The sequence below is a fragment of the Pseudomonas sp. NA-150 genome (assembly GCF_044336365.1).
GTDB lineage: Bacteria > Pseudomonadota > Gammaproteobacteria > Pseudomonadales > Pseudomonadaceae > Aquipseudomonas.
Window position 1 is genome coordinate 998,448 of the sequence record NZ_CP172305.1, and the last position, 12,904, is coordinate 1,011,351.

At 59.3% G+C, this 12,904-nt stretch carries 11 protein-coding genes and 1 pseudogene; 6 read left to right on the forward strand and 6 right to left on the reverse strand.

Translation table 11 applies throughout. The features are described 5' to 3' along the window. The first annotated feature begins 23 nt into the window (after positions 1–23). The 5 genes and pseudogenes from ACF0H7_RS04820 to ACF0H7_RS04840 all read left to right on the forward strand — a co-directional run bounded on the left by ACF0H7_RS04820 (position 24) and on the right by ACF0H7_RS04840 (position 5,055). Positions 24–677: a DsbA family oxidoreductase gene (locus ACF0H7_RS04820; protein WP_397451657.1), complete on the forward strand. Its 654-nt coding sequence runs from the start codon at positions 24–26 to the stop codon at positions 675–677. A gap of 140 nt (positions 678–817) precedes the next feature. Next, positions 818–1,532, forward strand: a pseudogene (locus ACF0H7_RS04825) (GntR family transcriptional regulator). Next, positions 1,529–2,533, forward strand: coding sequence for an ADP-ribosylglycohydrolase family protein (locus ACF0H7_RS04830; RefSeq protein WP_397451658.1), 1,005 nt, complete (start codon positions 1,529–1,531; stop codon positions 2,531–2,533). The pseudogene ACF0H7_RS04825 and the gene ACF0H7_RS04830 overlap by 4 nt, the downstream one beginning before the upstream one ends. A gap of 145 nt (positions 2,534–2,678) precedes the next feature. Then, on the forward strand, positions 2,679–4,148 hold the full coding sequence (locus ACF0H7_RS04835; protein ID WP_397451659.1) for a purine-cytosine permease family protein: 1,470 nt from the start codon (positions 2,679–2,681) through the stop codon (positions 4,146–4,148). Further along, positions 4,138–5,055: a PfkB family carbohydrate kinase gene (locus tag ACF0H7_RS04840; protein ID WP_397451660.1), complete on the forward strand. Its 918-nt coding sequence runs from the start codon at positions 4,138–4,140 to the stop codon at positions 5,053–5,055. The genes ACF0H7_RS04835 and ACF0H7_RS04840 overlap by 11 nt, the downstream gene beginning before the upstream one ends. 117 nt (positions 5,056–5,172) lie before the next feature. Here ACF0H7_RS04840 and ACF0H7_RS04845 read toward each other — a convergent pair whose 3' ends face one another. From ACF0H7_RS04845 to ACF0H7_RS04865, 5 genes are all read right to left on the reverse strand, one after another. After that, positions 5,173–6,570, reverse strand: a complete 1,398-nt coding sequence (locus ACF0H7_RS04845; RefSeq protein WP_397451661.1) for a sigma-54-dependent transcriptional regulator — start codon at positions 6,568–6,570, stop codon at positions 5,173–5,175. Beyond that, on the reverse strand, positions 6,567–8,318 hold the full coding sequence (locus ACF0H7_RS04850; RefSeq protein ID WP_397451662.1) for an ATP-binding protein: 1,752 nt from the start codon (positions 8,316–8,318) through the stop codon (positions 6,567–6,569). The genes ACF0H7_RS04845 and ACF0H7_RS04850 overlap by 4 nt, the downstream gene beginning before the upstream one ends. A 167-nt stretch (positions 8,319–8,485) precedes the next feature. Beyond that, positions 8,486–9,361 (reverse strand): alpha/beta hydrolase, encoded by an 876-nt coding sequence (locus ACF0H7_RS04855; protein WP_397451663.1) that lies wholly within the window; start codon positions 9,359–9,361, stop codon positions 8,486–8,488. Next, a complete protein-coding gene (locus ACF0H7_RS04860) occupies positions 9,358–10,752 on the reverse strand; it encodes an aspartate aminotransferase family protein (protein ID WP_397451664.1) in 1,395 nt (464 codons plus the stop codon). The genes ACF0H7_RS04855 and ACF0H7_RS04860 overlap by 4 nt, the downstream gene beginning before the upstream one ends. After that, entirely contained in the window at positions 10,745–11,443 is a 699-nt protein-coding gene (locus ACF0H7_RS04865; RefSeq protein ID WP_397451665.1) for a haloacid dehalogenase-like hydrolase, read from the reverse strand. The genes ACF0H7_RS04860 and ACF0H7_RS04865 overlap by 8 nt, the downstream gene beginning before the upstream one ends. Before the next feature lie 242 nt (positions 11,444–11,685). Here ACF0H7_RS04865 and ACF0H7_RS04870 point away from each other — a divergent pair, with 242 nt between their 5' ends. Then, positions 11,686–12,486 carry a MipA/OmpV family protein gene (locus ACF0H7_RS04870; protein ID WP_397451666.1) on the forward strand — a complete coding sequence of 267 codons (801 nt, stop codon included), beginning with the start codon at positions 11,686–11,688 and terminating at the stop codon, positions 12,484–12,486. Between the two features lie 22 nt (positions 12,487–12,508). On the opposite strand, the gene ACF0H7_RS04875 is transcribed toward ACF0H7_RS04870, so the two are convergent. Further along, a complete protein-coding gene (locus ACF0H7_RS04875; RefSeq protein WP_397451667.1) occupies positions 12,509–12,904 on the reverse strand; it encodes a transporter in 396 nt (131 codons plus the stop codon).

A 12,904-nucleotide genomic window follows, 5' to 3' on the forward strand; every position in this document is an offset into this window, starting at 1 on the left:
ATGCGTACTTGAGCGAGGGTTCCATGAGCACTGCCCTGAAGATTGATTTCGTCTCCGATGTTTCCTGCCCTTGGTGTCTGGTGGGGCTGCGTGCCTTGAACCAGGCACTGGAAAATCTGGGTCCTGAAGTGACGGCCCAGATCCATTTCCAGCCGTTCGAACTCAACCCGAAGATGGCCAAGGAAGGTCAGGACATGAACGAGCACATCTTCGAGAAATACGGCCAGAAGCCTGAGCAATCGAGAGCCGCTCGTCAGGGGCTTCATGATCGTTGCGCCGAGCTGGGGTTTGACTTCAACCTCGGTGACCGCCGTATCTACAACACCTTCGACGCGCATCGTCTGCTGCATTGGGCTGAGCTGGAAGGCAAGCAACTGGCGCTGAAAGAAGCGCTGTTCGCGGCCTATTTCACTGACCACTCCGATGTGTCGAACCATGAACTGCTGGCGGCTGTGGCTGGGCAGGTCGGTCTGGATCGTTCGCGTGCCGAAGCCATTCTGGCGTCGGATGAATACACCGCTGAAGTGCGTGAACTGGAAAAACTGTGGTTGTCGCGTGGCATCAACTCGGTACCGGCCATCGTGTTCAACGACCAATACATGGTGTCAGGTGGTCAGCCGGTGGAAGCCTTTGAAGGGGCCATTCGTCAGATCATTGCTGAGAACAGCAAACACTGACAACCCCTGTAGGAGCGGGCTTGCCCGCGATTTTGGCGACGCGATATGCCAGATAAGCCGCCATCGCGGGCAAGCCCGCTCCTACAGACCCACAAAAAAACTCTTGCGCCATGCAACCCGTTTCGGTTATCAATTTGTACATGATTAGACATGTCCGATTTGATAAGAAACAACGCGTAGTCGACGAGCTCGCACGACGCATCGAAAGTGGCCAACTGGGTGCCGGTAATCTATTGCCGGGGGAACACCAGCTCGCCGTTGAATTCGATGTCAGCCGCGGCACGCTACGTGAAGCCCTGTCCGAGCTGAAACGGCGCAATTACATTGCGACCCAATCCGGTGTCGGTTCGATTGTGACCTACGACGGGATCTCGCTGGATCAACGCCAGCGGTTGGGCGCAGGCGCTGGCGGATTCCGGTTCCGGGATCAGTACCGAGATCCTGCGACTGGTCGAAGTCGAACGCCCGGACTTCGAGCTGCGCTTCGGCACCCGACACTTCATCGCCCTCGACCGTCGGCGGCGCGCCAACGATGGCAGTGTGGTCTCCCTTGAACGCGCCCTGATTCCGGCACGCGACGGCCTGGAAAACCTGCCCGCGACCGGTTTGATTGAAGACTCCTTGACCATCACCCTGGCGGCCCACGGTTACGTCGGTGATCGCGGTGATCAGTGGATCGGCGCCGAACCGCTGGACGCCTCTGACGCGTTGTTGATGCTGCGCGAGCCCGGCAGCGTCTTCCTCAAGGCCTTGCGCACCACTTACGATCGCCATGAGCGCTTCATGGAACACGTGGAAAGCTTGCTCGACCCGGTTCATTTTCGTCTGCACCTGGCCTTTGGCAGCTTGTCATGAGCCGCGCCGATCATGCCTTGGGCGCGTTTTATGGCCTGGCCCTCGGCGATGCACTGGGCATGCCGACCCAATCCCTGAGCCGTGAGCAGATCAAGGCCCGCTTTGGTCGGGTCAACCGTCTGCTGGACGCCGGCCCTGATCAACCCATCGCGCCAAACATGCCCGCCGGCTCGATCACTGACGACACCGAACAGGCGATTCTGGTCGGTGAATTGCTGATCGAAAGCGGTGGGCGCATCGAGCCGTCGACGTTGGCGCAGCGCCTGATCGACTGGGAAGCGGTGATGCAGGCCAAGGGCTCGCAGGACTTGCTCGGCCCGTCCACCAAGCGCGCCATCGAGATGATTCTCGCCGGTCACAGTCCGGAGGAGGCCGGTCGTTTCGGCACCACTAATGGTGCGGCAATGCGCATCACCCCGGTAGGGATTGCGGCGGATATCGCCAACCCCAAGCGTTTCATTGAGTCGGTGGTTCAGGCGTGTCAGGTCACCCACAACACCACGCTGGGGATTTCCAGTGCCGCGGCGGTGGCGGGAGTGGTCTCGGCCGGGATCAACGGGTCGACATTGAAACAGGCCCTGGCTGCCGGCGTGATGGCCGCGCAGTTGGGTGAACGTCATGGACATTGGGTTGCGGGTGGGCGTATTGCTGCACGTATCCAATGGGCGCAGAGCCTGTGCGCTGACTGTGAAAACGCGGCCTTGCCCGATCTTCTGTACGACGTAATCGGGACCTCGGTGGCGTCGCAAGAATCGGTGGTCGCGGCGTTCGCCCTCGCGCAACAGGTGGCAGCGGAGCGCCTGTCGGCCTTCGACGCGCTGTGCATGGCGGCGAGCCTGGGCGGCGACACGGACACCATCGCTGCCGTGCTCGGGGCGATGCTGGGTGCTTGTCTGGGTCTGAGTGTCTGGCCCGCAGCAATGATCGAACAACTAAAAACCGTCAACCGACTCGACCTGGCGTCGCTGGTCGAGGGGTTGCTGGTGTTGCGCGCTTCCTAGGACAGTTTTGTTTAGAACGCACCGGTTGCGTCGATTTTCGACGCGACAAGAGGCGTCTGCTGCCCGGATTGCTGCGCAAGACAGGATGTCGACTGGATTCCGTACTGCCCACAACCAAAACAATTGGCACATCAGGAGCCGAAATATGACTTCATCCAACGTCACACAAGGCGCGGGACAACTGGAAACCCGCGGCATCGAACCGGTGCCGGAAAACGAATGCAACGGTCACCCGTTGCAACTCTTTTGGGTCTGGTTCGCCGCCAACATCAGCATTCTCGGTCTGCCGCTGGGCGCGACCCTGGTTGCCTTTCGTGGCCTGTCGATCTGGCAGGCGATCATCGTGGCGATTCTTGGCGCTGGCGGCTCGTTTGCCGTGGTCGGGATCATCTCGATTGCCGGGCGTCGCGGCCGCGCGCCGAGCCTGACGCTGTCCCGTGCGATCTTCGGGGTTCGTGGCAATATCGGCCCGACCATCGTCTCGCTGATGTCGCGCCTGGGCTGGGAAACGGTCAACACCACCACCGCCGCGTTTGTGCTGCTGTCGTTGTGTTCGATCCTGTTCCACACCCCGGTCGAGGCCAAGAGCGCACCCGCCATGACCCTGGTGTTCATCGCGATTTTCGTGCTGATGACCTTGTGTGTATCGGGTCTGGGCCACGCGACCCTGCTGGTGATTCAACGATGGGCAACGTACATTTTCGGCGCGCTGAACCTGATCGTCGGTGGTTTTCTGATCGCTAACATCGATTGGACAGCGGTGTTCAACGCCACGCCCGCACCGATGAGCGCAATGATTATCGGCATCGGCACTATGGCCGCCGGTACCGGGATTGGCTGGGCGAATGCCGGGGCCGACATGTCGCGCTATCAGCATGGCAGTGTCCGAGCCGGTCGACTGGTGGCGTCCGCTGCGTTCGGCGCCGGGATTCCGCTGGTGTTGTTGATCACCCTCGGCGGCCTGCTGTCGGTGGGCAACGATCACCTGGCGTCGGCGACGGACCCGATCATCGCGATCCGCGAACTGCTGCCGACCTGGATGGCCGTGCCTTACCTGATCACGGCGTTCGGTGGCCTGCTGCTGTCGAACAACCTGTCGGTGTACTCGGCGGGCCTGACCACCTTGACCCTGGGCTTGAAGGTCAAGCGAGTGCACGCGGTGATCGTCGACATCGTGGCGATTTTCGCCGGTTCGATTTATTTCATGTTGATCGCCGACAGCTTCTACGGCCCGTTCATTACCTTTATCTGCCTGCTGGCCGTACCGATCACGGCATGGGTCGGGATCTTCGTGGTCGACTTGATGCATCGCCATTACTACTCGGCGAAAGACCTGATGAACGTGTCGTCAAGCAGTGCCTACTGGTATCGCGGCGGCGTCGAATGGCGGGCGTTGGGTGCCTGGGCGGTCGCCATCGTGCTGGGTTTCAGCTTCACCAAAGTAGCGACCACCGCCGATAACGTATTGTTCGCCGGCCCGCTGTCAGACTCGTGGCTGGGTCAAAATGGCCTCGGCTGGATTGTGACCTTCCTCGTGGCGGGCGGGATTTACGCCGCATTGGGTGGCGCCCGTGATCGTCGTGTAGCGATGAAAGAGATGTCTCATGTCGGCTAGATTGCTGCACACCGGCCAGGTCGTTGTTGACCTGGTCATGGCCCTGGATAACCTGCCGCGCTCGGGTGGCGACGTGTTGGCTCGTTCGGCGCAGTTCGAAACCGGGGGCGGCTTTAACGTGATGGCCGCCGCTGCCCGCAACGGCATGCCGGTGGTGTACCTGGGGCGACACGGCAAAGGCCAGTTCGGCGACCTGGCGCGGTATGCCATGGCGGTTGAAGGCATTGAGGTGTCGACCCCGGCTTCCACCGAGCAGGACACCGGGCTGTCAGTCGCGTTGATCGAACCATCGGCGGAGCGCTCGTTCATTTCCTACGTCGGCGCCGAAGGTGGTTTGTCGGCGCAGGACCTGGCGCTGGTTGACGTGCGCGATGAGGATTATGTCTACGTCAGCGGTTACAGCTTGCTGCATGACGGCAAGGTGCAGTGCTTGCTGGATTGGCTGGACTCGCTGGCGGCGGCCGTGACCGTGGTGTTCGATCCGGGGCCGCTGGTGAACTCACCGGATGCGCCGGCCGTTGCGCGCTTGCTGCCACGGGTCAATCTGTGGACCAGCAACTGCGAAGAAGCGTTGCGGTTTACCCAGGTGCAGAGCATTGGTGAGGCGTTATCGACGCTGACGGGGTTAATGCCGGATAACGCGTTGATCGTTGTACGTGACGGGCCGCAAGGTTGCTGGATCAGTCAGCATGGCGAGACCCGGCATGTAAAAGGATTTCCAGTGCAGGCGATTGATACCAACGGCGCCGGCGATGCCCATGCGGGAGTGTTGTTGGCAGCGTTGGCGGCGGGGTGTACGCCTGAACAGGCGGCGTTGCGGGCGAATGCTGCCGCGGCGGTGGCGGTGACCCGCTGGGGGCCTGCCACCTCACCGACGGCTGCTGAAGTGGATGCACTGATCAAGTAATCAGCGTGTGGATTGACGCAATATTTCTGTAGGCGCTGCCGAAGGCTGCGAAGGCCGGAACAGCCTTCCGGCCGTTAGATTGCAGCCTTCGGCAGCGCCTACAGGAGATGTGTGTTGCTATCGAACAATCTTGTCCACATGAATCGCCAGCTTTTTCAGGCGATACCACAGGCTGCGTTCCGAGATTCCCATCAACTGTGCCGCTGCGGCCTGGACGCCGTTGGTTTCCTGCAATGCCGCCAGGATGTAGCTTTTTTCCACGTCGGCCAAGGCTGCATCGAGGTTTTCCGGGACCCCCGGGTTTTCCAGCGCGAGGCTGGTGGTGCTGCCATTCAACGGCCGTGAACCGAACAGGTAGGCTGGCAAGTCGCTCTCTTCGATGAGGCTGCCGGACGCAACGATGGTGGCGCGTTCGACACAGTTTTGCAGTTCGCGAATATTGCCCGGCCACGGGTAGTTGACCATGGTCTGCAAGGCTTCCGGGCTGAAGCCGGTGATGCGTTTGCCGGCCGTGGCGCCCAGTACATGGGCAAAGTGTCGGGCCAGTGGGGCGATGTCTTCCGGGCGCTCGCGCAAGGGCGGCAGCGGAATCGGAAACACGTTCAGGCGGTAATACAGGTCTTCACGGAACTCCTTGTTGGACACGGCCTCCAGCAAGTCCTTGTTGGTCGCAGCAATGACCCGGACGTCGACCTTGCGCTCACGGGGGTCGCCCACCGGCTCGATGATTCGCTCCTGTAGCGCGCGCAAAATCTTTGCTTGCAGCGCCAGCGGCATATCACCGACTTCATCCAGAAACAGAGTGCCCTTATCCGCCTGCATGAATCGCCCGACCCGATCCGCCACCGCGCCGGTAAACGCGCCTTTGCGATGGCCGAACATCTCGCTTTCCAGCAGACCTTCCGGAATCGCCGCACAGTTGACCGCGACGAAAGGTTTGTCCGCGCGGTTGCCGTGTTTGTGGATCGCCCGTGCGACCATTTCCTTGCCGGTGCCGCTTTCGCCGGTCAGCAAGATAGTGGCGGTGCTGTCGCGGACTGAATCCACGGCCTGCAGCACGCGACGAAAGGACGGACTTTCGCCGACCAGACTGTCGAACTGTTGATGCTCATCAAGCTCAGCGCGCAGTCGGGCGTTGTCGCGCAGGATGTCGCGAAACTGCAGCGCCTTGTTGACGGTGATGTCCAACTCGTCAATGTCGAACGGCTTGCTGATGTAGTCGAAGGCGCCGTTGCGCATCGACTGCACTGCATTTTTCACCGTGCTGTAGGCGGTCATTACGATCACGGGCAGAGTCGGGTAGCGGGTCTTGATCTCGGCCAGCAGCGCCGGCCCGTCCATGCCCGGCATGCGCCAATCGCTGATCACCAGGTCGATTTCTTCGCGTTCGAGCACGGTCAGTGCATGCAGGCCGTTGCCCGCAGTAAATACTTGAAGATCGCCCTGGCTCAAGGCCGAAGCCAACAAATCGCAGAGTTTCGGTTCGTCGTCGACCACCAGCACGTTATGGCTCATGGCAGATACCCCTCATGGGCCGGCAGATACAGGTTGAACGTCGCCCCGGAGCCAATTTGGCTGATGCACTCCACCCGCCCGTCATGGTTTTCCATGATCGAGAAAACCTTGGCCAGGCCCAATCCGGTGCCGGATGCCTTGGTAGTGACAAAGGGGTTGAAGATACGTTCAATCATGCCGGGCTCGACGCCTTGGCCGGAGTCGGCGATGCTGATAATCGTAGTGTCTTGATCTGACGATATGTCGATCGTCAGCATCCCGCCAGTGGGCATTGCGTCGATCGCATTCAGCACCAGGTTCAGGCAGGCCTGGGTCAACTGTCGAGCGTCGGCGTAAATCGTCGAATTGGCGTCGTGCTCGATAATCTCGGCGTCGATATTGTGAGTTGCCAATTCAGGGGCGCAGAAGCCCAGCAAGTCCTCTAACAGTGGCCGTGCCAGCTGTGTGGAGCGCAGTGGTGGGCTTGGCTTGGCGAAGTCGAGGAACTCGGTGATCAGGTCGTTGATCCGGGTGACCTCGGAAATCACATACTCCAGGTGACGCATATCGGTTTCCGGCAACAGCGCGCGACGGTGCAGCAGCTGAGTGGCAGTCTTGATGATGCCCAACGGGTTGCGGATTTCGTGGGCCAGGCCCATGGCCACTTCACCCAGCGCGTGCAGGCGGTCACGACGACGCAGTTGCGCCTCCAGATGCTGAAGCTCTTTCAGGCGTTCAGTCATGTGGTTGAAGGTGGTGCTCAATTCAGCGATTTCATCGCTGCCGATGACCTCGACACGCTGGCGATAGTCGCCTTCGGTTACGGCGCGGACACCTTCGGACAAGCGGCGAAGCGGCAGGGTCAGGCGTCGGGAAATCAACCAGCCCACGCTCAGCGACAGAGCGGACCCGAGCAGTAGAATGGCGACGAACAAGTTGGTCTGGTTCACCAGCCCGACCAGTGTCGTGTGTCGCAGCAGGCCGCTGAAAATAATGCCCTGTAGCTCGCCAGTGTCATTAAAGATCGGCGTGTACAGCCCCGCGTACACGCTGGTGGATTGCTCGCTGGGCTCTTTGGTCAGGCGCAGGGTGTTTTCGATTTCCCGGGGGACGACAGCCGGATGGTTCATGAAACGTTGGGTCGAGAAAATCTCGCTGAAACCGCCTGAATCATTCATGTATAGGCGCAGGTCGAGGGAGTGCACGTCGGCCACACTGTTCAGGAAACTGCTGTCCAAGTAGGTCCCGATCAGCAATTCATAGTCGACGTTATCCTGTATGGATTGAAAGGTCGAGACCACAACCCCCGCGAAAACACTGCCGTTGTGGATGGTTTGCAGTACCGCATTGGGAGCGAGACTGATTTGGTCAATGATGGTGTCGGATACCGTGGAAAACACCACTTTGTGGTCACTGGTCCGGATCAACGCGACCACGTCGATGCCCATGGCATTGGCCAGTTCGATGGTCAATTTGTTGTGTCGGCTCGAAGAGGGCTCGAATGGACGAGTGTTCTGCAGCAACAGTTGTGAAACCCTGGCGTTGTCGCTTTGGATTTCGGCGATTTGGTCCTGGACGATCCTGGTCGACTCTTGCAACCAGACGCGTACGTTACTTTCAAAAATCTGCGACAGCGTGGTCGCGGCCAGTTCGGCGGCGATCATGGTCGGAATGACGCTGACCAGCCAGAAGGCCAGTACCAACTTGCGCTGCAAGCTCCAGCGGGAAAGAGAGAAGGCTTGCTTGGTGTCGCTGGTGTCTTCAGTCATCAACGTTCGCTTTTCGTAGCAGCCATGCCTGGGATTATTCGTTCCGCTGAATCGCGAATGTACCGAGCCTTGTGCCCGTTGTTTGTCGCCTCAGAAAAACAGCCGTTGCAGAAACTGCAACGGCTGATTCGCAAGCGTGAAAGGACAGAGGCGGTGAGCATGTCAAATCAGGCCAGTTGTCGATGATCGCTCAACGTGGCCGCTTCAAGCGATTCTTTCTCGACCAGCTGATCGATAAAGTCTGCGCTGTGTGAAATCACTGACCGATATTGTAGGTCGACCGTGATCATGTGGTAGCAATCGTCCAGCAGAATCTTGGTCACCGGCCCGCCAAGATGCTTCTCGACGTAATCGGCGTTCCAACGACTGGTGATGTCATCTTCGCTCGAATGCAGCACCAGGGCAGGGGTCTTGACCGAAGGCATGCCTCGTTTCACGACCGCCACCAGGCGATGCAGTTCGCGCACGCTGGTACCTGACATGGTCAACAGCCCGGCACTGCTGCTTTCGCCGGCCTTCATCTGACGTTCAACGATGGCGCGCAAACGCACATCCTTGATGCCGTACGGTGAGGTTTCGTTGAAGCGGCAGATATGCACGCCAAACGGAATCATCATCAGAAAAGGCGTCAACACTGCTGCTTTTGGCATGTTCCAGCCGTCGTAGCGCAGGGTGGTCGAATACAGCAGCAATCCAGCCACTTCACCTGGATGTTGAGCTGCCATGTGCATAGACATGACTGCTCCCATCGACAGGCCGCCGACGATCACTTTTTCGTGACGCTGACGGATGCCGACAAAGGTCCGGCGGGCACTTTCGTACCAGTCTTTCCAGCCGGTGGCTTGAAGGTCGGAGTTGTCACCGCAGTGCCCGGCAAGCGTGGGCACGTAAACCGTGTGCCCGCGCTTGGCCAAGCCTTGGGCAACCCGACGGAGTTCCGTCGGGGTGCCGGTCAGGCCGTGGATCAACAACACCGCGACCGGACCACTGCCGAGAACGAAACCGGCGTCACCTTCGCCCATATCGATCTCTGGCAGGTTCACCGCTTCATTGCCCGATGCAGCAGGCGGTCGAGCAGGGCCAGGCCCAGGTCGATTTCCGGGTAGCTGATTTCCAGCGACGGAGCCAGGGTGATAACGTTTTTGTAGTAGCCGCCCACGTCCAGAATCAGACCCAGACGCTTGCCGTCGATTTCGATATCGCCCTTCATGCCTTCATCAACCATGAAGTCGAGGGTGGCTTTGTCTGGAGTGAAGCCGTCTGCCTGGCAGATTTCTGCACGCAGAGCTAGACCCAGGCCGTCGACGTCGCCGATGATCGGGTAGCGCTTTTGCAGCTCTTGCAGGCCAGCCAGGAAGTATTTGCCCTTTTCCATGACCATCGCGCCGTAATCGACTTCGGAGGTCATTTTGAACATTTCCAGACCGACAGCCGTACCCAGTGGGTTGGAGGCGAAGGTGGAGTGGGTCGAACCTGGTGGGAAGATACCCGGGTTGATCAGTTCTTCACGAGCCCAGATACCGCCCAGTGGGTTCAGACCGTTGGTCAGTGCCTTACCGAAAACGATGACGTCTGGCTGGACGCCGAAGTGTTCGATCGACCACAGCTTGCCGGTACGGTAGAAACCCATCTGGATTTCGTCGCAGACCATCAAGATGCCGTGCTGATCCAGCACTTGCTTCAATTCTTTGTAGAAGTTCATCGGTGGGATGACGTAGCCGCCGGTGCCCTGGATTGGCTCGACGTAGAACGCTGCGTATTCGCACTGGTTGGTCTTCGGATCCCAAACACCGTTGTATTCGGTTTCGAACAGGCGGGCGAACTGCTGAACGCAGTAGCTGCCGTATTCTTCTTTGGTCATGCCTTTCGGGCCACGGAAGTGGTATGGGAAAGGAATGAACTGCGCACGCTCACCGAAGTGACCGTAGCGGCGACGGTAGCGGTAGCTGGAAGTGATCGACGATGCACCCAGGGTGCGACCGTGGTAGCCGCCTTCGAAGGCGAACATCAGGCTCTTGCCGTTGCTGGCGTTACGAACCACTTTCAGGGAGTCTTCGATGGACTGCGAACCGCCCACGTTGAAGTGAACGCGACCATCAAGACCGAACTTCTTCTTGGCGTCGACAGCGATCATTTCCGACAGCTCGATCTTGCCTTTGTGCAGGTACTGGCTGGCGATTTGTGGCATGGAGTCGATCTGAGCGTGCAGGGCATCGTTCAAACGCTTGTTGCCGTAGCCGAAGTTAACGGCCGAGTACCACATTTGCAGGTCGAGGTACGCCTGGTCACTGGTGTCGAAAACGTACGAACCTTCGCAACGATTGAAGATACGTGGTGGATCGATGTAGTGAACGGTGTCGCCAAAGGAGCAGTACTTAGCTTCTTTTTCCAGAAGAATCTGGTCTTCAGGGGTGGCAATACGGATATCAGACATGGTGGAAAAGTTCCTGCTGTTCGAGAGGGAGGCTGATTGCAACGGCCGGTTCGCTGTGAGGCAAGCGGGCGAGCAGCGCCGGTAAATCGGCGAAAGAATCGAAACGGGCATAAGGGATGCCGTTACGTTCGCAGTGTTCGGCCAAGCGATCTTTAGCGAATACGAAGTCGGCGGTTCCGGCGACGCACATGTCCGATTGACCGTCGCCGATCACCAGTACACGTTTGCCTGCGGGGGCAGCCTTACATTTGCAGTTACCAGAGGCGGCCCGGCAGGCGTCACTGGAATAGGGGAACTCGATGCGCCAGCTATCAGGGCCAACCTGACGCAAGCGGTTTGCGATGATGTGCAGCAACGGGCTATTGTTGCGCGACAGAACGCGGGCGATACCCTGTTCGATGCCGTCGCTGACGATGTCCAGCGTGGCGCCCAAGTTCAACACATGTTCGACAAAGTCGGGAAACGCCGGGTCGATATCAACGGTGTCGAAATAACCCAGGAGTTCGCTCGGCGTGGCTTTTACCATCGCCAGCTGACGGCTCAAGCACTCTCGCGAACCAATCTTGCCAGAGAGCCACTCGTCTTCGATGGCTTCCCAGCTTGGGTCGGCGAAACGCTCCAGGATATTATCCACCGCGTCGGTCCGGGTGACGGTCCCATCGAAATCACACACAATATGCCAGTGCATCATCTGCAGGTGCCTATTTAAGTAAGAGCGCACTTTGCGCTTGCACCTAGTCCTAGCATAGACTGTGCCAATACGGCAGTAGTCGGCGCGAGGCCTGTTCTAGAGCGGGTTGGCGACGGGGACAGAGTTAGCGGTACACATCAAGCTACAATTTTTGTAGCTTGCTACAAACAACATAAGTGCTTGCGTGATGGGACTTCCTCAAGGGGTGGATTCGCTCAGGTTCGATCAGTTCGAGATATTTCATGCCTTCAATTCGGCTCAACCGTTCTGTGCGCTCTTTCCTTAAAGGCTTCGCCGGACTGGCCTGCGCGCTGAGCTTCAGTGCGGTTGCGCACGCCGAAGGAATTACCGGCGACCTCGGCGCTGGCTTCGGCTACAAGCCCCACGATCCCAGCGGCAGCCGCTACGAATTCCAGCCTTTTCCGTATATGGATCTGGACTGGGGCGATGTCAGCCTAAGCTCGGACGACGGGCTGACCTGGCGAGCGTTCAAGGCCGATGGCTGGAGCGTCGGGCCTTTTGCCAATTACCTGCCTGGTCGCACCTCTGACCGTTCGTTGCGCGGCCTGCGTGACGTGTCCGACACGCTTGAAGTCGGTGGCTTCGTGCAATATGCGCCGGCTGACTTTTGGCGTGTGTTTGCTGAGATGGGCCGTGCCTATGGTGCTGCCTCGGGACAAGGCGGTGTGTTGGGTCGCGTCGGCGGCGAGCTGGGTTATCCACTGGGTCTGGGTATCATCGGCGACACCGAGATCACCGCGCACTTTGCAGACGGCCGACAAGCACAAACGTTCTTCGGCGTCAGCCAAGAGGAGTCCCAGGCTTCGGGTATCCGCCCGTACAACGCCAGCGGTGGCCTGCAGAAAGTCGCCCTGACGCAAAGCGCGCAGTTTCCTTTGGCCGATGGCTGGCTGCTGGTCACCAGCGCCACCTGGACCCGCCTCACCAACTCGGCGGCCGACAGCTCGATTGTCAAACAGGTGGGTGACAACAACCAGGGCGAAGTGAATGTCGCCGTGGCCTACCACTTCAAAGGGCTTTGAATATCGACAGCGGCCGCTGAACTCAAGCGGTCGCGTCTTTGCCGTCAGCCAGCAACACAATGCCGAAGATAATCACGCACACGCCCAGCCAATGCAGCGGGCGGATGCTTTCCCCCAGGCCCAGCCATGAGCTGAGCAACACCACCACGAACACCAGCGAACTCAGCGGAAACGCCAACGACAGCTTGCTGGTGCGCAGGATCAGCATCCAGGTCAGAAACGAGCCGATGTAGCAGCCCACGGCGATCATCACCGCGACACTACTCACCGCTGCCAGCAGCCAGTCGGCACCGAAGGCAATCGCTGACAGCCCATCGCCCCCGACTTTCAACGAAATCTGCGCGCCGCTTTCGAAGGCGATCAGCAACACCCACAACGCAATATTGGCCACCGGGCCTTCAATCCAATTGTTCTTCAT